This is a genomic window from Cellvibrio sp., from assembly GCF_039207905.1.
Lineage (GTDB): Bacteria > Pseudomonadota > Gammaproteobacteria > Pseudomonadales > Cellvibrionaceae > Cellvibrio.
Map to the genome: position 1 here is coordinate 113,752 of NZ_JBCECX010000007.1, position 25,343 is coordinate 139,094.

The following is a 25,343-nucleotide window of genomic DNA, read 5'->3' on the forward strand; positions in this document are numbered from 1 at the left end:
ATGCCGCACTATTATTCGCGCGTTTTACTCATTTCCCTTATTACAATTGGCCTCAGTGCTTGCGGCGGCGGAGGTAAAAGCAGTGGATCAAAATCCTCTCTAGCACCGTCAAGCTCAAGCACTCCCGTATCATCCACCGCTATTTCTACTCCATCATCTGAAGCGGCGTCAGCAACAACTTCTGTTAGCTCGTCAATTGAAGCCAGCTCCATGGCGGCCAGTTCTATTCCGGCCAGTAGCAGCTCTATATCCTCGGCTGCACTAACAGTTCTCACTCTGGATATGACCTCTGGCTGGCGAGGTAACGGTACCGGCAATACTGGGATTAATTACAACAGTGACGGCATAAGTTTCGCACCCAATGGCGATAATATCGGCGCAGTTACCGATCTTGCCAAACCAGTATTGCTAGAAGGGGCGGTTATCGAAATGATCGTTAACGTCAGCGACGAGTTCAAATCCAGCGGCACAAATCTTCAGATATTTGCGCAAATTAAAGGTGGAAGCTGGGCGGGAGAATGGAACTGTTGGTCAGCTAATAGTGAGCTGGCGGCCAATGCAGACTCCAAGGTTAGCTGCACCATTGAAGAAGCAGATAAAAAATTCAATCAGACCGATTACGATGTGCAAGTAGGCATTCAGGCCAAAGGTACACCTGCGAGTACAGTAACAATCAAAAGCGCTAAAGTGACCTTGGCAACCCAGGCGAACTCGTCCTCATCAAACACTACCTCCAGCGCAACCAGCACCTATTCTGCGAATGTGAATAGTCTGCGTGAGCTTGCAAGTTTTCCTATTGGCGTATCGGTATCGAATAACGATTCACCAACCTACAACATATTGATGAATGCATCTGAAAAATCAGTTGTGGAAAAACATTTTAATCAGATGACGGCAGGCAACATCATGAAAATGAGTTACCTCCAGCCAACACAAGGCAGTTTCACCTTCACCAATGCCGATGCATTTGTCGATTATGCAAAAAGCAAAAATATTAATATCCATGGGCACGGATTGGTATGGCACTCTGATTATCAGGTGCCCGGGTTTATGAAAAATTGGGGCGGCTCATCGAATGATTTTTTAACGGCGCTCGATGCCCATATCACCACTATTGTGGATCACTACGAAACGAAAGATAACCTGGTTAGTTGGGACGTAGTCAATGAGGCACTGACTGACGGCACGCCTTCGACTTTCCGCACAACAGACTCCACCTTTTATATTAAAAGCGGCAATAGTTCAGTGTATATCGAGCGTGCATTCCAAGCGGCACGCAACGCAAATGCCAACGTAAAACTCTATTACAACGATTACAACATTGAGCAAAACAATAGCAAGACAACCAAACTGATTGACATGCTGACTGATTTCCAAGCACGCAATATCCCCATTGATGGAGTCGGTTTCCAGATGCATGTTTGCCTCAACTACCCATCAGCTGCGAACATTGCAGCAGCGATGAAAAAAGTCGCTGATAAAGGCTTAATGGTTAAAATTACCGAGCTGGATGTTGCCATTAACCAACCTTACTGCGACAACTACCCCACTAATAAAATCAGCAGCTTCACCCAATCAGTAGCACTCAATCAGAAAAAACGTTACTGCGAGATTATTAAAGCTTATTTGGATGCAGTACCGGAAGCACAGCGCGGCGGCATTACCGTCTGGGGCACCACTGACGCCAACACCTGGTTAAATGATCTGTACAAAACTCAATTCAACAACGAGCAAATTGCCTGGCCGCTGCTATTCGACAATAACTATAACGATAAACCAGCGTTACGCGGATTTGCGGATGCATTGCAAGGTACAGTCTGCAGCAGCTAATAAATATTTATTGTGCAGGCTCATAGCAGCTAAAAATTTCTCCCTTTGGGTAGCTACGAAAGTAGTTGCCCATTTTTATTTTAATACGGTGAATGTCATGAATATCAAAAGAACACTTCGGCTATTGTTTACCAGCAGCCTATTGCTCGTAGCGAACAATAGTTTTTCAAATAGTGTCAACTTTTATCAATTCACCTATGAAGGGAAAGATTCTGTCTTTGCTCATAAACCGGCTGCAGGCCAATTTCAAAACCCAATCATCGCCGGATTTTATCCCGACCCCAGTATTACCCGTGCCGGCGATGATTATTACTTGGTTACCTCATCTTTTTCCTATTCACCCGGGGTACCTATTTTTCACAGCAAGGATTTGGTTAACTGGAAATCACTCGGCCATGTGTTAGTTACCCCCAAACAATTACCACTCTACAAGCAGCAAACATCACGCGGAATTTATGCACCAACCATCCGCTATCACGATGGAACTTTTTACCTGATCACCACCTTGGTTGATGTGCGCGGAAACTTTATTGTTACCGCTAAAAATCCCGAGGGCCCCTGGTCCGATCCGATCTTATTACCTGAAGTTGGCGGCATAGATCCCGACATTTTTTTCGACGATGATGGCCGCGTTTACATAGCGCACAATGATGCACCCATCGGCGAACCACTTTATGATGGTCACCGTGCGATTTGGTTGTGGGAATTCGATCTCAAGAATAAAAAGGTCATTAAAGAATCCCGCCGTTTGATTGTTAACGGCGGTACTGATTTGGCAAAAAAACCAGTGTGGATCGAAGCACCACATATCTACAAAATCAATGGTTGGTACTATTTACTCTGCGCCGAAGGTGGAACGGGATACGACCACTCGCAGGTTGTATTCCGCACTAAAGATTTAACCAAATCCTTTGAACCTTATGCAGGCAATCCGATATTAACCCAACGCGATCTTGATATTAATCGCCCCAATCCAATCACTACCGCCGGCCATGCCGACTTGGTTAAAACCAAAGAAGGTGAATGGTGGGCAGTATTTTTAGCTACTCGCGCCTATGACAAAACTGCCTATAACACCGGCCGAGAAACCTTTTTGTTACCCGTCAGCTGGAAGAATGAATGGCCAGTCATTTTAGAAAAAGGAAAAACAATTCCCTACCAACTCACCGCGCCCAAAACGGTAGCCAAAACAAAAAATACCGTGCCAACAACCGGCAATTTTGTTTGGCGGGATAATTTTTCCAGCGCTGAACTTTTGCACCCTTGGGTCAGCTTACGCACGGCCGATTCGCCTTTTTATCAGCTGCAAAAAAATCGCATCCAAATACAAGCACTAGATATTCGCCTCGATGAGTTAGAGCAACCTGCATTCCTTGGTCGTCGACAACAACACACTCGCTTTAGTGCCAGTACTCAACTGGATCTACCAACAGAAAACACGTCAGCCGGTATAGTCGCACTACAAAGTGAAACGGCTCATTATTACTTTGGTGCGCGTTCACTGAAGGGAAAACTGCAACTGTTTATTGAGCAAGCCAATAAAGGCGCACCCAAAATAATCCACACCATCACACCGAAGAATATTGGATCACGCTTAACACTAGCCATTGAAGGCGATGCAGGGAAGATTAGCTTTTACTACCAGACTAACGATGGCCGCAAAATAGCCGTTTTAGAAAATGCAGATGCAAAAATACTTAGCACAGAGGTGGCCGGTGGGTTTGTCGGCACCTTGCTCGGCATTCACGCCAGGACAGAAAAATAATACCGGGAGCGACTTATGTTGTGCATGCGAACAAAAAATAAATGGAGCCACCGAGCCTATCCGTTATGGTTATTAGTAGCATTCTTAATCAGCGCACCTTGTTGGTCGCTGGGTGAAAAATCCTGGCTCGCAGCGTCAAGTAAAAACAATTTAGTCCTGATTGATAATAACAACAGTGCGGAATTAATTATTGATGCTGATGAATTTCCGGGCGTCATACGCGCCGCTAAAAACCTGCAAAGCGATATCGAAAAAGTCACCAATAAAAAGCCGCCACTCAACAATCTCATTAGTGATAAAAGTGGTGACATTGTTGTGATTGGCACTCTGGGAAAGAGCAAATTCATCGATCAACTGGCTGCCAATCACAAGTTGGATGTGAGTAAAATCCGCGACCAGTGGGATGCCTACCAGATACAAGTCATTGAAAACCCATTTCCACAGGTAAAACGTGCACTGGTAATTGTAGGAGCAAACAAGCGCGGCACCATGTATGGCATTTATAGTTTAAGCGAGCAAATAGGTGTATCACCCTGGTACTGGTGGGCCGATGTACCGGCAAAAAAGAAAACGCAGTTATATATCGATAAAAAAAACCAAGTGATAGAAATACCCAAAGTAAAATATCGCGGAATTTTTTTAAATGATGAGGCACCTGCACTCACCAACTGGGTGACTGAAAAATACGGCAATTACAATGCACAATTTTATGAAAAGGTGTTCGAGTTATTGTTACGATTGAAAGCGAATTTTCTCTGGCCGGCAATGTGGAATAACGCATTCTCCGATGATGACCCACACAATATGATCCTCGCTGATGAGTACGGGATTGTGATGAGCACCTCGCACCATGAGCCAATGATGCGTGCAGACAAAGAATGGAATCGCTACGGTAAAGGGCCATGGGAATATTCCAAAAATCCGGAAAACTTATATAACTTTTGGGTCGATGGCGCAAAGCGCAATAAACCTTACGAAAGCATCTACACCTTGGGTATGCGCGGCCAGCAAGATGAGCCTATGAGTGAGGGCGATAATATCGAGCTGCTGGAAAAAATTGTCAGCGATCAACGCAACATTATTAGCGACGTTTTCGGTAAAGAAAAATTAAGCAGGGTTCCGCAAGTCTGGGCACTTTATAAAGAGGTGCAAGGATTTTATGAACGAGGCATGCGCGTCCCCGACGATGTAATTTTGCTCTGGTGTGACGATAACTGGGGCAACATCCGCCGATTACCCACACCGGAAGAGCGCAAACGTGTCGGTGGCGCCGGTGTTTATTATCATTTTGATTATGTCGGTGGGCCGCGCTCCTATCGCTGGATTAACACCGTTTCTATCGCCAAGATTTGGGAGCAAATGCATCTCGCTTATACCTATGAGGCGAACCAAATCTGGATCGTGAATGTGGGCGATTTAAAACCCATGGAATATCCGATTGAATTTTTTCTCAATATGGCCTGGAACCCCGAAGCCTGGCCGAAAGAGCGGATTCCGGAATTTGCCACACTCTGGGCGGAGCGCGAGTTTGGCAAAAAACATGCGCAAGAAATTGCAGACATTATGACGGGTTACACGCGCCACAATTTACAGCGCAAACCGGAATTGCAAGATGCGACGATTTATAGCCAATTAAATTACGCTGAAGCTGATCGTGTAACGGCAAAAATAAAATCTTATGCGACACGCGCCGAGAAAATTTACACACAAATCGCTCCAGAGCAGCGTGATGCTTTTTATCAACTGGTGTTATTTCCCACCAAGGCGAGCGCGATTGTGACCGAGCTTTATGATGCGCAAGCCAAAAACCATTTGCACGCGCAGCAAAGTCGAGCCACGACCAATATCTACGGCGACAAAGTAAAAGCGTTATTTGCGGCTGACGCTGCGCTAGAACAGGAATTTCACCAATTGAACGGCGGCAAGTGGAATCACTTTATGTCGCAGCCGCATATTGGCTACAGCAATTGGAATAATCCGCCGGAAGATACCCAACCGGTTATCCATCTGTACGAGCCACATAACTCAGCGGAAATGGGTATTGCAGTTGAGGGGATTGCCAGCGCTTGGCCAAGTCCGGGCGACTATCGATTGGCCACTTTTGACCCGCTGGGTAAGCAGCACAGAATCATCGAAGTCTTTAATAAAGGTAAAGAATCGTTCACAGCTACTGCCCAAGTGAGTGCACCTTGGATTACAATAAGTCATACTAGTGTACAAGTTTTGACGAATGCACAAATTCAGGTATCCATCGACTGGAGCAAAGCCCCCAAAGGTGAGGCCACCGGCACAGTACAGATAACCGGCACCGGTTGGGGTGGAGCGACCATCTCAGTCAAAGCGATTAATACCGGGATGACCAAGTCGTCATTAAAAAGGAAAGGTTTTGCAGAGGCCGATGGCTATATCGCGATTGAGGCGGAGCACTACCAACGCAAAGGCGATAGCGGCGAATTGCGCTGGGAAAAAATCCCTGAACACGGACGCGGCTTATCCTCCATGTCGGTCTACCCGATTACCGACCGGAGCTTTAATCAAGTTCAGGATGCACCTTACCTTGAGTACGATCTATTCAGCCAAAGCGCTGGCGAATTCAAAGTGGAGGGATTATTCGCACCCAGCTGGCCGCTGATGCCGGAGCGAGGTTTGCGCTATGCGATTGCATTTGATAATCAGCCGCCGCAAGTAGTGGATTTAACGGCTGATATGAGCAACGCGACTTGGGAAGAAACTGTGCGCAGCGATCTGCGCAGAAGTGTGACCACACACCGGATTGATAAACCCGGTGCACACAAATTGCGAATCTACAGCCTTGACCCGGGTGTGGTTTTGCAAAAAATCATAATTGATACCGGCCGACTTTTGCCCAGTTATCTGGGTCCAGAGGAGAGCCAACGATATTAACAACCTGTTAACACAACCTAGCTGTAGAGACGTCGTTGAATGAAAATTGTTGATGCGAAAGTGATTGTCACCTGCCCCGGCAGGAATTTTGTCACCTTGAAGATTACAACTGACCAGGGAATTTATGGCATCGGCGATGCGACACTCAACGGCCGCGAAAAAGCAGTCGTCTCTTATCTGGAAGATTATTTAGTCCCGGCACTTATTGGCCGCGACCCGCAACAGATTGAAGACATCTGGCAATTTTTTTATCGCGGTGCTTACTGGCGTCGCGGGCCGGTGGGCATGACTGCATTGGCGGCGATTGATGTTGCGCTCTGGGATATCAAAGCCAAAATGGCGAATATGCCGCTCTACCAATTACTCGGTGGCAAGAGCCGCGAACGCATCCTCACTTACACTCACGCTAACGGCAAAGATCTGGATTCCACATTGGATGCCGTGCGCAAAGCGAAAGAAAAAGGTTATCAGGCGATTCGCGTGCAGTGCGGTATTCCCGGCATCGAAAAAACCTACGGTGTTGCGAAAGGCGAAAAAAGTTACGAGCCGGCCGATTCCGATTTGCCTTCAACGGAAATGTGGTCGACTGAAAAATACCTCAATTTCATCCCTGAAGTATTTGCTGCCGTACGCAAAGAGTTTGGCCGCGATATTCACTTGCTGCACGATGTCCATCATCGCCTGACTCCAATTGAAGCAGCGCGGCTCGGCAAAGAGCTGGAGCCATTTCATTTGTTTTGGATGGAAGATGCAGTACCGGCTGAAAATCAGGAATCCTTTAAATTAATTCGCCAGCACACCACCACTCCACTTGCTGTAGGCGAAGTATTTAACTCCATTCACGATTGCCGCGAATTAATCCAAAACCAATTGATCGATTATATTCGTACTACCATTGTGCACGCCGGTGGTATCAGCCACGTGCGTCGTATTGCGGATTTTGCCAGTCTGTTTAATGTGCGCACCGGCTTTCACGGCGCAACAGATTTATCGCCTGTGTGCATGGGTGCCGCATTGCATTTTGATTACTGGGTGCCTAACTTCGGCATTCAGGAGCACATGGCACACAGCGCACAAATGGATGAAGTATTTCCGCATGCTTATCAATTTGAGCGCGGCTTTTTCACTCCGGGCGAAACACCCGGCCACGGTGTCGATATCGATGAAAAGCTCGCGGCAAAATATCCGTACAAACGCGCGAGCCTACCTGTGAACCGTTTGGAAGACGGCACACTCTGGCATTGGTAATATCGCGCTGGCATTATAAAAATACACAACCCAAAACGAGATAATAACGATGAAAAACCAGCGCACGCTTTTGTTCGCCAGCCTTATCGCTGGCGGCATCCTGATAACTGGCTGTCAGGATAAATCCGCTACCGAAACCAGCACTGCGACTTCGACAGCAGCAGTATCCAAACCCGCAAAAACACCGGCAGATCCGGCATTATTTATTGGGCAACCACTGGTAACGCACATGTATACGGCTGATCCATCAGCACATGTGTTTAACGACAAACTCTACATCTATCCATCACACGATATTGAAACCGGCGTTACCACCACTGGCGAAGGCGACAAGTTCGATATGAAAGATTTCCATGTGTTATCCATGGATGCCGTCGGTGGTGAAGTGGTTGATCACGGTGAAGCACTGAATCTCAAAGATGTACCCTGGGCCAGTCGCCAATTGTGGGCACCCGATGCAGCAGAAAAAAATGGCAAATATTTTTTGTATTTCCCGGCAAAAGATAAAACCGATATTTTCCGCATCGGTGTCGCCACCAGTGATTCACCCACCGGCCCATTTAAAGCAGAAGCCGAACCTATCAAAGGTAGCTTCAGTATCGACCCGGCAGTATTCAAAGACGACGATGGCAGCCACTACATGTACTTCGGTGGCATTTGGGGTGGACAATTACAACGTTGGGCTACGGGCACATATCAAACTGAGGATGTTTATCCTGCAAGCAATGAACCGGCACTCAGTCCAAAAATCGCGCGCCTGAGCGATGACATGTTGCAATTTGCTGAAGCACCGCGCGATGTAAAAATTATTGATGGCGGTGGAGTACCACTATTGGGTACTGATACTAATCGACGTTTTTTTGAGGCTGCGTGGATACATAAGTACAACGGCAAATATTATTTATCCTATTCCACCGGTGATACTCACTATATCGCCTATGCCATAGGTGATAATCCTTACGGCCCATTCACCTATAAAGGCATTGTGCTGACGCCAGTGCTTGGCTGGACCAGCCACCACTCAATCGTACAACATCAGGCCAAGTGGTATTTGTTTTATCACGACTCATCGCTCTCTGGCGGCGACACACATTTGCGCAGCGTGAAAGTGACCGAGCTAACCCACAACGACGACGGCACTATCAACACCATTGATTCCTATCTCGATTAATGAGAATGCAATCTAAAAAAGCCCCGGCCAGCAAAGCTCGCCGGGGCTTTTTTATTTGTGCGCGCAAATTGACTTTTTCCAGGCTGGATGAATATTATTTGAGCGCCACCTATCAAGGGAGGATAGGAGTAAGTGCACATCGATAACAAATAACCAAGCCAATAATAAACAACCAAGAGAGTATCCGCCCATGCAAAATCGCCTGACCACATTATCCAAACTATTATTTTCTGCTGCTTGCATCAGTTTATTTGCACCGATTATCTGTAACGCCCAAACGCCCAACCCAACGTATTTTTATTTAGTAAAAGGAGAGCTGAATGGACGCGGTATTTCAGTGGGTGACCCAAGCAACTGGTCAACCAATATTGAGGGACGCGAAGGAAAATCAGCGGGAGGAAAAATTTCAGTAGCGCCGACCAGCTACAAAGATAAAGGTGATGCCATCCAACTTACGTGGGCAGCACGCAAAAAAGTGGTAGGAAGTTTTGGTCTCTACGGCGAAGCGATCGATCTATCCAAATTTAAAGATGCTGCTGCATTGACTATCGACATGCGCATCGATGTAAAGCCGGATAAAGATGTAAGAGTCGCGCTGGGTTGCGGCTACCCTTGCTTGGCAGATCTGTCCATTAATTCGATGATCAAACAAATGCCAAAAGGCGAATGGTTTTCCCTGCCCCTTCCTCTTAATTGCTTCAAAAGCGATAATTTTGACTTAACTAAAATTATTGCCCCCTTCTCAATTAGCACCGATGGTAAGTTTACGGTCAGCATTGCCAATATCCGCTTGGAAAAATTAGGGGAAGGCGAAAAGGGTTGCACGGCTCAACCAGAATAAGTGTTTCTATAAACAGAACAGTAAGCAGAACAGAAAACCTCTCACACCGGGCTTGGGCAGCCCCAAGTCCGGTGCACTAAAAATAATCAATTTCAAATATATTCCCGCCAATTTCGCTTGAAAGTGCAGCACAGCATTTTGCAAGATGTGCAATACGCCGCCATAAGTACAACAGCTAATATTTCCAAAAATAATTTAAACGCCAAAACTGTCGAGTTAATTTACAAAAAACCCCTCAAAAACTTGTGATGCACATCACAAACCAAATTATCTCCCCATATTTGTCGTATGGCACGACTAATGCTTAGTTTGTAATCGAATTGTGCGTTAAAAAATCACTCTATTTAGCTTCAAACAAAGGATGACGTTCATGAAACTGATTAAATTTACAGCCGCAGCCATACTCGCCGCTAGCTCAATTACTGCCCATGCAGGTTTACTTAAAATTGATGGCGGTACCGATGTTACCATTCCCTCCAACAACGATTTTCGCGGATACGTAGGAACCACCCAATACAACTTTGGTGGCAATCTGCAGGCCAACCAAACCGGGGAGCTGACTTTAACCTTCAACTTCCTCGCGGAAGAAGCTGGTGCGGTGAATACCTTTACGTCTGGAGGTAGCTCTATCAACAATACCACTCAAAAAGCACCGTTCACCTACACAGGGAACTACGCGGATGGCAGCTTGATTGACTTTGGCTTTTCTACCGACCGTTTAAGCGCAGCGTTTAACACTGTACTCAATGGGTCAAATGTTATTGGAGAAGGCGTTGTGTCTTTCGCAATCGCATTGAATACCACCTACAAAGGCGTTGCGTATGACGCAATTCTATTCTTTGATGATGTGGGTGGAATTAACGATGACGACAACCATGACGACCTCTTGATCGGTGTTAAAGCCGTTCAAGTACCAGAGTCATCTGCATTTATCCTGATGATGCTTGGTATTGCAGGTCTTGTAGGTGCGCGTCGCCGTAAACTCAATTAAGAGTTATCGATGTGAAAAAAACCCGGCAATAGCCGGGTTTTTTATTTCCACAACCGCATGTTTATCTTCTACCAGCTTTGCAATTTTCCGCGATGAACTGCGCGTGTGTTGGCATGTAGTCGACCGACTGATCAATGACTCGCTTGATGCCTACAAGCCGCTGACTAATCGCATCCACCGACATGCGATCAACCAAGGGATGATAAGCTCGTGGCCGAATTCCCTGGCCATGCATCACCTCAAGCCAACTCAAATCATTAAACATTTCCGACGAGTTGCGGTAGATGCGACCATTCTTTTTAAATTGTTCAATCTTTTGGGTTAGTGCATCAGGGATGCTCATAGTTCGACAATAATTCCAGAATTCAGAATCATCCCGCTCAGTAACATGATAATGAAGAATCAAAAAGTCGCGAATTTTTTCTACTTCAAAATCAGCTTGGCGATTAAACTCATCAATATCTTCCTGATCAAAATTCTTATTGGGGAAGAAACTCATCAAGCGTGCTATTGACGATTGAATTAAATGGATGCTGGTGGATTCCAAAGGCTCCATAAATCCACTGGACAAACCAATTGATAGACAGTTTTTATTCCAGATTTTTTTCCGTTTACCAGTGACAAAACGCAACAGCTTTGGCTCAGCCAATGCTTTTCCATCCAGATTATTCAACAAGATTGAGCGCGCCTCATCCTCACTCATAAATTTGCTGGAAAATACATGTCCATTGCCGATGCGATGCTGCAATGGGATTCGCCATTGCCAACCAGCTGGGCGTGCAATAGATTGAGTGTAAGGAGTTAATGGCTCAACACTTTCACAAGGCACTGCCCATGCACGGTCGCAGGGTAGCCAATGAGTCCAATCTTCATATCCTGTTTTTAACGCACCTTCAATCAAAAGCCCGCGAAACCCGGAGCAATCAATAAAAAAATCTGCCTCAATAACTTGCCCGGACTCAAGCGTAACAGCCTCAATAAAACCGTTATCATTATTCAACCGAACATCAACAACCTTTCCTTCTGTTCTTTTTACACCGCGTGATTCTGCGTATTCACGTAAAAAACGAGCGTATAAGCCCGCATCAAAATGAAAGGCATAGGCAATACCGGAAAGCGGGGAATTGCCGGCATCGAATGGGCGAATGAATTTATTTTGGCGCGATGCAGCACCACTGATGGTGTAGCTCTCAAGATCATCTATATCGCTCATTTGCGACATCTTTAGCCAGTAGTGATAAAACTGGATAGCATCCATATCCTTGCCGACATCACCAAATGCATGCAGATATTTATGGCCAATACGCGTCCAGTTAACAAATTGGATTCCCAATTTGAATGTACCCTGGGTCTTACGCATGAACTCATCTTCATCTAAATCCAGCAATCGATTGAATAGCTGGATTTGCGGGATTGTGGCCTCACCAACTCCTACAGTACTGATCTCTTCCGACTCAACCAGATCTACATCGCAATAATTTGCCCCCAACACTTTGGCAATAGCAGCAGCAGTCATCCAACCGGCAGTTCCACCACCCACAATAACTATTTTTTTTATGCGATTATCAGTCATGATTCACCTGTTATTTTTTGTTATAAAACTGTTTTACAAAATGTATTCTTGTGGTGGCAAAGCCGAAACCACCTGCCGGATGCGTTCAATTAGCAGTTCACTTGTTTGGTGCAACTGTGCAGATGAAAGATTCCCGATAATGGGATCATAACGTTCAGGCCACACATTCATTCCAAGTAATAACGATTGCCATTGGGATGATTCAACATTATCACTTTCATATTTGACAAGCCGACCTGAAGCTCTAAAAACATCCAGTTTGTGCCTCAGCTCGGGCGTCAATAATTTTTCTTCCTTTATTGCGAGCGGATGCGCGTTATCCAGCAACCAATAATGCAAACAATGGTAATCGTAGATTCGGTCAGTCTCACTGTGAGCAATGCGGTTATATTCATCAATTAATTCAGGCACAGGTTCATTAGCAGGAAAATAATCAAGGAAGCGAGTAACCGCAGCTTGCGCCATGAATAATGGAGAATGCGAAAACTGCGCTGCACTTACTGCGGACTCCCCTATCGCCAAACAATTTTTCTCCCAAAACCTGGCTCGCTTGCCAGGGATAATCTGTGTCGATTTGAAATAGTTAACTTGTTTGCCGCACAAATGTAGTTCAATTTCTGCTTGCGCTTGCTTATCCGTGTAATCGTCCGAATGATAAAATAATTCTGCTACCGTAAAATCGCGCAACCTTGTGCGCTTTAACCAACCTTTGTCAGTAGCAGTAATATCTGCAAGGGAATTGATTGCTGTAGTTGCAGATTCAACTGCACACAACTTTCGATTGACCCTCAACACATCCTGCCAACCGATGTAATCAACGCCCATTGCTTCACCAAGAAGCTGGCTTGAGCTGCCACTGCAATCAACATAAAAATCTGCTGTTATTTCCTGCCCAGAATCTGTAACCAAGGATGCAATCCTGCCATCATCCGCAAGATTTACGTTAACAATGCCCTCTGCAATACGTTTGACACCTAGACGCTGCAGATGGGAAACAAGATATTGAACGAAAGCAGGAATAGCAAAATGTAACCCAACCGCTACTTGTGGCAGACCTTCTTCCGCACGGTATAACAGAGGCAACCCTTTTCCTGATTTTACAGCTTCGGCAACCAATGAATAATCCGCAATGTTCTTGTAAGCCCCTTCCTTCATCAGTCGTATAATGGTTTGATGAAATTCAACGCCACCAAATGCGACTCCATAATCACCGAAACAATGAGTAAATTGATGCCCTGCTCCAGCCCAATTATGAAATTGATTTCCCAACTTTAATGTCGCCCCGGTGTTGGCGACGAAATGCTTAATGTCAATTCCCGCCAAACTGAAAAATGCACCTACATTTTCCATCGACGACTCAACCAGCGCTCCCGTAGACTTATTCTTGCTATCGACCAGAACAATTTCCACATGACGAAGATTAAAGGATAAAGTTGCTGCAACCAGCAACGCAATTTCATCCGCACCTACAACAATAATTTTTTTTATTTTTTGCATGTTTTCTTCACCCGATAAAGATCCAGTGCTGCATGCGCGTAACCGGGTTCGAATGATTTTACCGTTTTCGCCAGAATAGAGCTCGCCATCGGCATAGACTGTACAGTTTGCGCTATATCTTTGTGCAGGGCTGAAGTGTATTGCTGAATCTCGCCGTGCGAGTATTTTTCAAGACGCGAATCATAAGCCTCGGGATATATGCCTTGCCCAAAATACAATGCTATCCAGCTAGGTGTCATAAATAAACCCTGTTGATATTTTTCGACATGGGCAGTCTTTTTAAATAATTGCATTTTGCGTTTCAAATCATCAGGAATATCCATAGCCTGACAATAACGCCAGAATGGGGAATCATCCCGCGTGGTAGCATGATAGTGCAAAATCAAAAAATCCCTGATTCGACAATATTCCAATTCCAGTGCGCGATTAAATTCATGCTGCAATACAGGGTCAACCGTTTTCCCTGGAACAAACTCCAAAAATTTAAGAATTGCCATTTGCACAAGATAAATACTGGTCGATTCTAGCGGCTCCAAAAATCCGCTCGATAAACCAATTGCCACACAGTTTTTGTTCCAGCTCTTTTTGCGGCGCCCGGCAATAAATTTTAAATGATTAGGTTCAGCAACCGGTTTTCCATCCAAATTTTTCAGCAGTGTCACCAACGCTTCATCGTCACTGATGAAATTATTTGAGTATACATAGCCATTACCCGACCTATGCTGCAATGGAATACACCACTGCCAACCAGCGTCTCTAGCTGTAGCGCGAGTATAGGGCGCGGGTGTAGATACATTCTCGGAGGGTATAGCTATTGCGCGGTTACAAGGTAGCCATTGGCTCCAATCCTCAAAACCGGTTTTCAATGTTTTTTCAATTAGTACACTAGCGAACCCAGAACAATCGATAAAAAAATCACCCTGAATAGTTTCGCCAGACTCCATTTTTATAGATTCAATAAAACCATTTACTGGATTAGTTACAACGTCAACAACCTTACCTTCGCGCCGCACCACGCCTTTGGTTTCAGCATAATTACGCAGATAACGAGCATACAAACCAGCATCAATATGAAAGGCATATGTGTAGGTTGATAATAATGATTCATCATCCGTTGAAGGATAATCAAACTTATGATTCATGGCCGCAACACACGCAAGCGAGTATTCACTGATCGCTGCCGCCATATTTTTTTCCCGCAATTTCAGCCAGTAATGCTGAAATTCAATACCGCTAATATCATGACCGAAACTGCCAAATGGATGAAAATACCGATCGCCTAATTTGCCCCAATCTTCAAAACAAATGGCCAACTTATAGGTTGCATTGGTCGCGCGGATAAAATCGTTTTCATCAATTTCCAAAAATTTATTGAACTGTCTTATGTGCGGAATAGTTGCCTCCCCGACACCAACAGTACCAATTTGTTCAGACTCAACCAACGTGATGGAATAGTTACTCGAAGGGAGCATTTTTACTAACGCCGCTGCTGTCATCCAGCCCGCTGTTCCGCCACCTAGAATAATTATATTTATCGGTCCACCCTGCATTATGAGGAGCCTCTCTCAGTTATTTTTATTTATCTACTATTCGACTAATAAATATCAGTATAAATGCATTTAGCGACATTATGTCATTGCGAGTGACTATCGATAATCAGGAACTATTGTTAGATTTACATCTAAAAAAAATGCGCGTTGTTTTCACAACGCGCATCCTTCACAGCCTTGCAGTTTGTATTAGAACTTCGCGCGCAGAACCAAAGCAACACGACGATCGTTAACAAACCATGAACGTCCAGCTTCCAAACCTTTTCCATCAAGAATCATGATGGTTTTGGTTTGAGTATCCAAAATGTTAGTCAACTGTACACCGGCAGTAATGTTTTCATTGAAGTTATAGAAAACAGAACCGTCGAGATAACCAGCGTCATCATTCCACAATGGATACTTACTGATAACGTCGCGCGTGGTCAACAAATAACGTGAGCGCCAGTTGTAGGCGAACCGTACCGACCAGTCATACTTTTCGTACATCGCAACAATGTTATATGTTTCTTTAGATTGGCCTTGCAGCGGAATATCATCCAGAGAAACACGCGCACCGGTATCGTTATCACCACCAACCCAATCAGAATCTTCAGCGGCGATTTCGTCGTTCGGAACACCATTCGCATCAATGTAGGTGTAGTTTGCCTGAATACCTAAACCATCCCAAGGAGATGGCAACATATCGAAGAATTGCTGATACGCAAACTCGATACCATTCATTTTTCCATCGCCGAAGTTACGTGTCCCGTCAACATTGACGGTTTGTGAAACACCGGTATCTGGATTGGTGAAAGTTCTCGGGAACGCACCTTTAACAAAGAAGTTACTTAAATCTTTGTAGAAATAGGTAGCAGTAAAAGAGCCTACACTTGCAAAGTACCACTCCAAGGAAGCATCAAATTGGTTTGACTCCATTGGTCGCATTTCAGGGTTACCACCGGAGTTACTTCTATCAAGAATTTCCGCTCCCAAAATAGTTTGCGGATCACCCTCTGCCGGAGGATTGTTTGGATCAACTACAGGGTAAACACCAGCTACTTGGCCACCCAGTGTAATTTGGTTTTTAACATCCGACATATCCGGTAATGCGATAGCTTTTGAAGCGGCAAAACGCGCAATCAACTCGTCAGTCAACTCAAGTTTAATATTCAAACTTGGCAACCAGGTATCATAACTGGTAGTTAACTTTTCAACTGAGAATCCATTGTTACCAAATTGTTGATTCTCTGTACTCAAGTAATTGTTTGCATGAGACGCCCACTCATTCGCAGGATCATCCAGGAACGCAGCGTAGTTAGCATAAGTACCGTTATTGATAAGTGGCTGCGCATAAGCTTGAACAATTGCCGGCGTTAACGATGAAGGTAAACCTGCAGGCACAGGGAAATCACTTACCCAGTCAGGATATTTAATCGAACCTTTTGCAACACGTTCAAAATTCACGTAACGCAAACCGACATTACCGCTGAATCTAACGGCAGTATCATCCGAGCCGAAATCAACACGGACGAAAGCGGCTTTGTTTGTTTCAACAGTGTTGTAGATATCGGGAGCAGCAAAATATTTTTCACCCGGAGCAAGGTCTGGTCTGTCTGCGTAGTGATACCAGTTACCGCCAGCACTTTTAAGCAAGTCGCGACGCTCACGTAATGCATCCCACACTAATTCTTCTTTCGCGTGAAGCAAAGCATTACCGGGGACGTTGAATACACCATCGCCTCTATAGAAATCACTCCAATCAACAGCTTCATAATCATTGGCTTGTGAACTGGCAGCCGGTGATGCTAACCAAAGCGCAGGAGCTGAACCGGAGAATTCTGGCCCCAGACTACCCCAACCATAGCTGGTAGATCTTACTGTCTGATCGCGCTCGGCAAAGCGAACACCTGCTTGCGCAGACTTAATCAAACCTGCATCTTCAAACTCATATTTTGTATCGTAACGGAATGCGATTGAGTCGCCCGCGGAGCGCTCAAAATGATCCATCGCAGAACGCCACCAATAACTGTTTGGGTCTTGGAAGTAATTGCTATCGCCAGCTGCATCACCAGAAAAACCCGGGTAGCCGGTAGCAAAGGTTGCAGGATTCGCATCGCGCAAACCATTCCATGGCTCTACCAAATTCAGCGTCGGAGTTGAGGTTTTAACAGTGTAATCTTCAATGGCGTGCACACCTAAATGAACGACCATATCGTCATTGGTGGTTTTGGCATCGACATATTGCAGATCGATCGTATGAGTCCAAAAATCATTTGGCGTCCACTTAAAGTTGACGGAGTAGTCATCAACAAGTGTATTTGTTGTGTTCACACGGGTATCAGTTTGCGATTTGTAGCCAAACAAACCTACCGCATTAGTGCCCCACGCACGAGGAATATGATCCTGGTTGCCATCAGCTGAACGCCAGCCATCCGAATCCGCAATAACACCAGATTGGAACAAACCTCTATCGTCAAAATCGAAAGTGGCCGGACCATCGGACGTATCGGTACTCAACTTGATTGGGCGAGTGAAGCGTCGTTCGGATGAAGAACCCGGGTCGAAATATCCACCTTGGTATTTAAATGCATGCTCAGTCCAGGAAAGCGTTGCGTCGGAACGCATGAACTGGAATGTACCAAGCAGGGTGTCATCCGGATTTTCCCACTGGAACGCGGCAGCGTAACCGCTACGATCACGGTCATCCTCTTTCATCAAGGCATTGGAACCATTAGGCAGCCACACCTGCCCTTTACCGTCTGATCCAACAAAGTCTTCAGCGCCCGGCAGAACAGATGCGCTGTAACGGACATAGGCATCACTCTGGATACCATGTGACGTACCTTTCAGGCTTGAATCTGCGACGTTGAAAAGCACACCAAATTCACCGGCGCCAGTTTCCCAACGGTCACTGAATAAAGCAGAAACCGTAGGTGTCCATTCCTCAGCCATATCGCCCCATGACATATCACCTGATATAGCGACTACGCGCCCATCAGAGTCGAACGGCTTACGGGTTCTCAAACTTACGGTACCGCCAATACCACCTTCAACCATATCAGCGGATTGGTTTTTATAGATATCCACACCGCCCATCAGCTCAGGCGGGACATCCTGGAAATTGAGACCACGTCCAGAGTTGGCGTTAAACGAATCGCGCCCATTGAACTCAGAGCGGGTTTGAGTCATACCGCGGATGATCGCACCGGAACCCTCAACACTGAAGTGATCAGGATCATCTACACCGGCAAAACGCTCAATTGATACACCCGGTACGCGCTGCATTGCTTCCAATACGCTGCGATCGGGAAGAGAGCCGATATCCTCAGCGGAAATAGAATCAACGAAAGTACTAGCTTCACGCTTGATATCCTGCGCGTTCTGCAGGTTCACGCGGTTGCCAGTAACAATAATTTCTTCTACTGCTCCGGTGGGCTTTTGGGCTGCATCTTGCGCGAAAGCAGGAGCACCCAATGCCATGATGCACATGGCCAACATCGATCGTTTAAATTTTATATTTTGCTGTTGAACTGCTTTTTGATTTTTATGGAAAACCATAGCCAACCCCTTTGTTAACATTATGATCAGGTGATTTTTATAGTGCCTGCTGCCCTCTCGGGTGCGAGGACTTCTTGAGCTTGTATTAATGTTATTTAGTCAAGTCATCTTGCATACTTGTAAACAGAAAATCGCAAGATACCTTATCCTACCCTCATGATGATTAATGTGTCAATCTGACTATAAGTGTTTTTTTGATGCAAAGTGATGCAAAACCATACAAATTGACAGCGCTATCAATTGAGATTCATTTAATCAATTGCCCGTGATTTAGTATTTCGCGCATAAAAAAACCCGCTGTAAAAAGCGGGTTTTTTGGCGACATAAAAGTGGACTTTTAGATCGTGAAAGGATGACGCAAGACTATAGTTTCTATGCGGTCTGGACCGGTGGAAATGATGTCAATTGGAGCCTTGATCAACACTTCCAAGCGACTGATGTAAGCGCGCGCATTGGCAGGTAACTCTTCCAGAGTTTGTGCGCCAACAGTTGACTCACTCCAGCCAGCCATCTCTTCATAAATTGGCTTAATGCCAGCCCAACCATCGGCATCATATGGCATACCAGAAATCGGGTTGCCTTTGGCATCCTGATAACCGATACAGATTTTTACGGTCTCAAGACCGTCGAGCACATCCAACTTGGTCAAACAAATTCCGGTCACACTGTTGATACGGTTTGCATGACGAACAGCAACAGCATCGAACCAACCACAGCGACGCTTACGGCCAGTGGTGGCGCCAAACTCGTGGCCTTTCTTGCCGAGGTATTCACCAATTTCGCATTCCAACTCAGTAGGGAAAGGGCCAGAACCAACACGAGTGGTGTAGGCCTTGGTGATACCAAGTACATAGTCCAAATAAAGTGGACCAAAACCTGAACCGGTGGCAGTGCCGCCAGCAGTGGTGTTAGATGAGGTCACAAAAGGATAAGTACCGTGGTCGATATCAAGCAGCGAACCTTGAGCACCTTCAAACAGGATGCTTTCGCCTTCTTCGCGCGCGGTGTGCAACAGCTCGGTTACATCAACCATCATCGGCAACAATTGCTCTGCCCACACTTTGCAGTCGGCGAGCACTTTGTCGAAATCAACGGCATCGACTTTAAAATAGTTAGTCAGCACAAAGTTGTGATAGCTAAGGATTTCCTTGAGCTTCACGGCAAAACTTTGCAGATCAGCCAAATCACCCAAGCGCAAACCGCGGCGGGCAACTTTATCTTCGTAGGCTGGTCCAATACCACGACCGGTGGTGCCGATTTTTGCATCGCCACGCGCCAGTTCACGCGCCTGATCCAATGCCACATGGTAAGGAAGGATCAGCGGACAAGCAGGTGACAAACGCAGGTTCTCGCGCACCTTAACACCGGTATCTTCCAGACCTTTGATTTCTTTTAGCAAGGCTTCAGGCGATAACACCACACCATTGCCGATCAGGCAGGTAACGCCTTCACGCAAGATGCCGGAAGGGATCAAGTGAAGCACGGTCTTTTTACCGTCGATCACCAGGGTGTGACCCGCATTGTGGCCACCTTGAAAACGCGTTACCAAGGAGACCTGATCGGTCAACAAATCCACGATCTTGCCTTTACCTTCGTCACCCCATTGGGTGCCCAATACCACGACGTTCTTGCCCATGACTGGTTTAACTCTCTGTGCTAGATAAAAAGAAAACTGACTGATTAAAGCGCTACAACCTGGTAGCCGCCATTTTGCAATACCAACTGGCGATCACAACCAAGCTCGGCGAGGTCGGCGTCACTGCTCACTGAAATAATACGTTGCCCCTGCTGACGCAAGGATTGAATCGTTTGCCACTGCTGCGCATCACCTGTTTCAACTACGGCGATGGCAGGTACGCTAACCTTGGGGAGCAATCCGAGCTTGCTGATCGCAGTAATGTCGACCGCAAAACCGGTAGCAGGACGCGCGCGCCCAAACACTTCACCGATATGGTCGTAGCGGCCGCCGCTGGCAATCGGATTGCCATAACCGGGCGCAAATGCAGCGAACACCAAACCGGTCAGGTAGTGATAACCACGCAACTCGCCCAAGTCAAAATAAAGTTCAGCCGCCGGATAACGCTGCTCAATTACACTGGCGACTTCGGCCAATTGATCAACCGCGACCTGCGCCGCCACAACGCCACTAAACAGTTGACGGGCGCGCTGCAGAACCGCCTTATTACCAGCCAACTTAGGCAGGGCCAAAAACAATTCGGCTTTGTCCGGATCAACAATATTAGCGGAAACCCAAGTGCGAATTTCCGTAGAAGCTTTGCGCTGCAACAACTCAAAAAAGGTTTCTTCCTGGGCTTTAGTCAATCCGGAATCGGCTGCTATCGCACGATAAATACCTACATGCCCCAGATCGATATGCAGGCGCGGTAAACCGGCAACCTGCAATGACTCCAACAACAGCGATACCACTTCAATATCCGCTGCGGGCCCCACTTCACCATAAAGCTCAAGCCCCGCCTGAATAGGCGTGCGGGTGGCGAGTGGGTTCTTCGGCCGGGTGTGGACAACATGACCGGCATAACACAGGCGATTAGCGCCAGTGCGGTTAAAACTGTGAGCATCCATACGGGCGGTTTGCGGGGTGATATCCGCACGAATTCCGAGGGTGCGACCACTTAATTGATCAGTGACCTTAAACGTAAGCAGGTCGACATCGCGCCCCAGACCGATCAACAGGGAGTCGGTATATTCCAGCAGCGGCGGAATCACCATGTCGTAGCCCCAGGTGCTGTAAAGATCCAGCAAGCGGCGACGCAGGCTATCTATGGCTTTGGCCTCGGCGGGGAGAATTTCCTCCACTCCATCCGGTAATAGCCAACGATCAGCGTAGGTCATAAGCGACTCTAGGTTAAATGCAGGTTTAAATGCGGAAAATCCGGCAAGCACGCATAAAAAAACCGAGCGGCTGGCTCGGTTGCGGCATTTTAACACTGTTTGCCGTAGGATTTGTAGGCCAATTACCAAGATAAGCCCTACAAAAAAATCGCCCGCTAAGCGGGCGATTTTTTTAGTTTCTACCTTTAGGATCCTTCAAGTAGCGGAAGAAATCACTTTTAGGGTCAACTACCATCAAGTCTTCTTTACCGCTAAAGCTGATACGGTAGGCATTCAAGCTGCGCACAAAGCCGTAGAACTCAGGGTCTTTGCTGTAAGCTTCGGCGAAGATCGCCGCCGCTCTTGCATCACCTTCACCGCGGATGCGTTCCGCATCGCGATAGGCATTTGCCTCCAGCACCGCACGCTGTTTGTCAGCGTCAGCACCGATGACTTCAGCCTGTTCCTTACCTTGCGAGCGATATTCGCGCGCTTCTTTTTCACGATCCGCCGCCATACGGGCAAATACCGATTGGCTCGCCTCAGGCGGGAAATCGATACGCTTAACGCGAATATCTTTAACCTCGATACCAAGCAGTTTCACCGAATCTTTGTTGATGCTTGCAGTAATCTCACTCATCAACTCATCGCGTTTGCCCGACACCACATCGTGCAAAGTGCGGCGACCAAATTGGTTACGCAAACCATCGGCAACACGCTGAGCCAAACGGTTTTCGGCGGTTGCTTCATCACCGTTAGTCGCCTTGTAGTAAGTCTCTACATCTTTCACTTGCCACTTGATGTAAGAGTCCACCACCAAACGCTTGTTCTCCACGGTGAAGAAACTTTCCGGGGTCATATCAGCAGTTAACAAACGACCATCAAACTTGCGCACTTTTTCCGCGAACGGAAGCTTGAAATGCAAGCCAGGTGGAACATCGGATTTCACCAATTTACCAAACTGAAGCACAACAGCACGCTGATATTCGGTCACAACGTAAATGGTATTAACGGCGAGGATAAGGCCGACAACCAATGCGATTAACGCAACAAAACCTTTAGTAGACATTAGCGCATCTCCCGACGAACAAGGGGCTTGGGTGACTCAATCGTCTGGGTAGCCCTGCTGTTAAAATTGTCTATCTGTGTTTGCGGCTCAGCAACGGGCGCACGAGACCCCATACGATCCAACGGCAGATACAACATATTGTTACCACCCGCGACATCCACCATAACTTTGGAAGAGTTCTTCATCACGCTTTCCATTGTTTCAAGGTAAAGACGCTGACGAGTTACTTCCGGTGCACGCTTGTATTCGGTCAGCAAGTTTTCAAAACGATCCGATTCACCTTCTGCTCGCGCCACAACTTCCGCTTTATAAGCTTCAGCTTCTTCGATCATACGTTGGGCACGACCACGCGCTTCAGGGATGATGCCGTTAGCATAGGCTTGCGCCTGGTTTTTCAAACGGGCTTCGTCTTCTTTCGCTTTGATCACATCGTCAAACGCTGAACGCACTTCTTCTGGCGGACGCGCTTCCTGAATGTTCACGTTAATGACCTGAATACCTGCACCGTAAGAATCCAGATAAGTCTGCAAACGCTGCTTAACTTCGGCGGCGATAGCCTGACGACCTTCAGATAACACTTGATTCAATTCAGTTGAACCAATCACGTGACGAACCGCAGAGTCAGTCGCATGGCGCAAACTGATTTCCGGATCTTTCACATTGAGCACATAGGCGCGTACATCAGAAACGTTGAACTGCACAGTAATAGGCAACTCAACGATGCTTTCATCTTCAGTCAACATCAAACCACGAGATGGATATTGACGCTCGCCGGTTACGTTAACGATGTACACATCAGTGATCAGCGGTGCATTCCAATTCAAACCATCGGTTTTGATCTCGGAAAAAGCACCAAACTTCAATACAACCGCGCGCTCTTTGGCATCGACCTGATAAAAACCGGCACCGACATAAAATACCAGCGCGATAACGGCTACGATTGCAAAGATTGGCCCCATATTAGCGCCGCCCGACGATCTGTTACCGCCTGAGCCACCACCAAAAATACCGTTCAATTTATCTTGCAGCTTTTTAAAGGCCTCATCGAGATCTGGCGGACCATCATTCTTTTTACCGCCATCGCGGCCGCCCCAAGGGTCTTTATCTTTTCCCGGTTCATTCCAGGCCATAGTTTTTCTCCACGTAGAAAGTAAAGCTGTATTGGGGTTGATTAACGAATTTACAACTCCCCGGATAAATCGTCAGGCGCCAAGACCTCAGCCTGATCATCCCAGTTCAAATCATCAAAGGCCATAACCTCGGCACTCAGGATTCGCAATAAATCATTTTTAGGTATTCGTATCTGCAACAGGCTAGCACCATCCTCGCGGTATCCCTCCTCCACAACTGCCTGCTGCGAGTAGAGCATAGCGCGCAAACGCCCCTGAGTGGGAGTCAATACCAGGCAGCCGTTGATAACTTCCTTACCCAGCAACTCGGAAATCGCTTGCGCTAGCAACTCACAACCGAGCCCAGTCTGGGCGGAGAGCCAAACAGCAATCGGCTTTCCGGTTTCATCGCGATCAATTTGCGGCTCGGCATCAGCAAGCAAATCAACTTTGTTGTAGACGCGCAATTGCGGTAAATCCGCAGCGCCAATCTCTTCCAGCACCAACTCCACTTGTTCGGTATTGCGCATGCGCTCTTCAGCAGCAGAATCTATCACATGCAAGAGTAAAGTTGAGTTACTGGCTTCTTCTAAAGTTGCGCGGAAGGCTTCCACTAACTTGTGCGGAAGATGGCTGATAAATCCTACAGTGTCAGCCATAACGACTGCACCTATATCGGATAACTCAATCCGGCGCATGGTGGGGTCAAGCGTGGCGAAGAGTTTATCTACCGCATAAACATCGGCACCGGTAAGACGATTAAATAAGGTGGATTTACCGGCGTTGGTGTATCCCACCAATGAAACGGTAGGAATAGCAGCGCGTTGGCGGGAGCGGCGGCCTTGCTCACGCTGTGAGCGCACTTTTTCCAAGCGCTGCTCAATCATCGTTATGCGATTGCGCAATAAACGGCGGTCAGTTTCCAGCTGGGTCTCACCCGGACCGCGCAGGCCGATACCACCTTTTTGCCGCTCAAGGTGCGTCCATCCGCGAATAAGTCGCGTAGCGGTATGACGTAACTGCGCTAGCTCAACCTGCAACTTACCTTCAAAGGTACGCGCGCGCTGGGCAAAAATATCAAGGATCAAACCGGTGCGATCAAGCACACGACACTGGAGCACTTTTTCAAGGTTGCGCTCCTGACTCGGCGTCAGGGTGTGATTAAAAATTACTAATTCGGCTTTATGCTCAGTAACCAGATCAGCCAACTCTTGCAGCTTACCGGTACTGATAAGAAATTTTGCGGTGGGAACAATTCGGGAGCCGGTTAAGAAAGCAACAGGATCACCACCTGCTGACAATACAAGCTCTTCAAATTCGCGGGGATCTTCGGCGTCTTGGCCGTGAGATAAATTCAGGTGAACCAGCACAGCCAGTTCACCCGATTCAGGGCGATCAAAAAACAATTAGCGACCTCGAGGTTGTA

General features: G+C 46.7%; 16 protein-coding genes. 7 read left to right on the forward strand and 9 right to left on the reverse strand.

Annotation, left to right across the window (positions count from 1 at the left end):
• The 7 genes from AAGC78_RS05950 to AAGC78_RS05980 all read left to right on the forward strand — a co-directional run bounded on the left by AAGC78_RS05950 (nucleotide 1) and on the right by AAGC78_RS05980 (nucleotide 10,750).
• Nucleotides 1-1,830 (forward strand): endo-1,4-beta-xylanase, encoded by a 1,830-nt coding sequence (locus AAGC78_RS05950; protein WP_435783133.1) that lies wholly within the window; start codon nucleotides 1-3, stop codon nucleotides 1,828-1,830.
• 97 nt (nucleotides 1,831-1,927) lie between these two features.
• Nucleotides 1,928-3,595, forward strand: coding sequence for a glycoside hydrolase family 43 protein (locus AAGC78_RS05955; protein ID WP_435783134.1), 1,668 nt, complete (start codon nucleotides 1,928-1,930; stop codon nucleotides 3,593-3,595).
• Nucleotides 3,596-3,610: 15 nt separating this feature from the next.
• Nucleotides 3,611-6,499 carry a glycosyl hydrolase 115 family protein gene (locus AAGC78_RS05960; protein WP_435783135.1) on the forward strand — a complete coding sequence of 963 codons (2,889 nt, stop codon included), beginning with the start codon at nucleotides 3,611-3,613 and terminating at the stop codon, nucleotides 6,497-6,499.
• Nucleotides 6,500-6,538: 39 nt separating this feature from the next.
• Nucleotides 6,539-7,747, forward strand: a complete 1,209-nt coding sequence (gene manD, locus AAGC78_RS05965; RefSeq protein WP_435783136.1) for a D-mannonate dehydratase ManD — start codon at nucleotides 6,539-6,541, stop codon at nucleotides 7,745-7,747.
• Between the two features lie 49 nt (nucleotides 7,748-7,796).
• The gene (locus tag AAGC78_RS05970; protein WP_435783137.1) at nucleotides 7,797-8,918 is read left to right on the forward strand and encodes a glycoside hydrolase family 43 protein; all 1,122 of its coding nucleotides are present in this window, start codon (nucleotides 7,797-7,799) and stop codon (nucleotides 8,916-8,918) included.
• Nucleotides 8,919-9,108: 190 nt separating this feature from the next.
• Entirely contained in the window at nucleotides 9,109-9,759 is a 651-nt protein-coding gene (locus AAGC78_RS05975; protein ID WP_435783138.1) for a putative glycoside hydrolase, read from the forward strand.
• Between the two features lie 370 nt (nucleotides 9,760-10,129).
• Complete coding sequence (locus AAGC78_RS05980; RefSeq protein WP_435783139.1) at nucleotides 10,130-10,750, forward strand: PEP-CTERM sorting domain-containing protein; 621 nt, start codon at nucleotides 10,130-10,132, stop codon at nucleotides 10,748-10,750.
• 61 nt (nucleotides 10,751-10,811) lie between these two features.
• Here the strand turns inward: AAGC78_RS05980 and AAGC78_RS05985 are convergent, their stop codons facing one another.
• The 9 genes from AAGC78_RS05985 to hflX form a co-directional block, all read right to left on the reverse strand.
• The gene (locus tag AAGC78_RS05985) at nucleotides 10,812-12,323 is read right to left on the reverse strand and encodes a tryptophan halogenase family protein (RefSeq protein WP_435783140.1); all 1,512 of its coding nucleotides are present in this window, start codon (nucleotides 12,321-12,323) and stop codon (nucleotides 10,812-10,814) included.
• Nucleotides 12,324-12,356: 33 nt separating this feature from the next.
• Nucleotides 12,357-13,820: a tryptophan 7-halogenase gene (locus AAGC78_RS05990; protein ID WP_435783141.1), complete on the reverse strand. Its 1,464-nt coding sequence runs from the start codon at nucleotides 13,818-13,820 to the stop codon at nucleotides 12,357-12,359.
• Nucleotides 13,808-15,370, reverse strand: a complete 1,563-nt coding sequence (locus AAGC78_RS05995) for a tryptophan halogenase family protein (RefSeq protein WP_435783142.1) — start codon at nucleotides 15,368-15,370, stop codon at nucleotides 13,808-13,810. Before AAGC78_RS05995 ends, AAGC78_RS05990 begins: the two co-directional genes overlap by 13 nt.
• Before the next feature lie 189 nt (nucleotides 15,371-15,559).
• A complete protein-coding gene (locus tag AAGC78_RS06000; RefSeq protein ID WP_435783143.1) occupies nucleotides 15,560-18,907 on the reverse strand; it encodes a TonB-dependent receptor in 3,348 nt (1,115 codons plus the stop codon).
• Nucleotides 18,908-19,244: 337 nt separating this feature from the next.
• Complete coding sequence (locus tag AAGC78_RS06005) at nucleotides 19,245-20,543, reverse strand: adenylosuccinate synthase (protein WP_435783144.1); 1,299 nt, start codon at nucleotides 20,541-20,543, stop codon at nucleotides 19,245-19,247.
• Nucleotides 20,544-20,587: 44 nt separating this feature from the next.
• Nucleotides 20,588-21,760: an ATP phosphoribosyltransferase regulatory subunit gene (locus tag AAGC78_RS06010; RefSeq protein ID WP_435783145.1), complete on the reverse strand. Its 1,173-nt coding sequence runs from the start codon at nucleotides 21,758-21,760 to the stop codon at nucleotides 20,588-20,590.
• Nucleotides 21,761-21,932: 172 nt separating this feature from the next.
• Entirely contained in the window at nucleotides 21,933-22,808 is an 876-nt protein-coding gene (hflC, locus tag AAGC78_RS06015; RefSeq protein WP_435783146.1) for a protease modulator HflC, read from the reverse strand.
• Nucleotides 22,808-23,938 carry an FtsH protease activity modulator HflK gene (gene hflK, locus AAGC78_RS06020; RefSeq protein ID WP_435783147.1) on the reverse strand — a complete coding sequence of 377 codons (1,131 nt, stop codon included), beginning with the start codon at nucleotides 23,936-23,938 and terminating at the stop codon, nucleotides 22,808-22,810. The genes hflC and hflK overlap by 1 nt, the downstream gene beginning before the upstream one ends.
• Before the next feature lie 50 nt (nucleotides 23,939-23,988).
• Nucleotides 23,989-25,323 carry a ribosome rescue GTPase HflX gene (hflX, locus tag AAGC78_RS06025; protein WP_435783148.1) on the reverse strand — a complete coding sequence of 445 codons (1,335 nt, stop codon included), beginning with the start codon at nucleotides 25,321-25,323 and terminating at the stop codon, nucleotides 23,989-23,991.
• Nucleotides 25,324-25,343 lie beyond the last annotated feature (20 nt).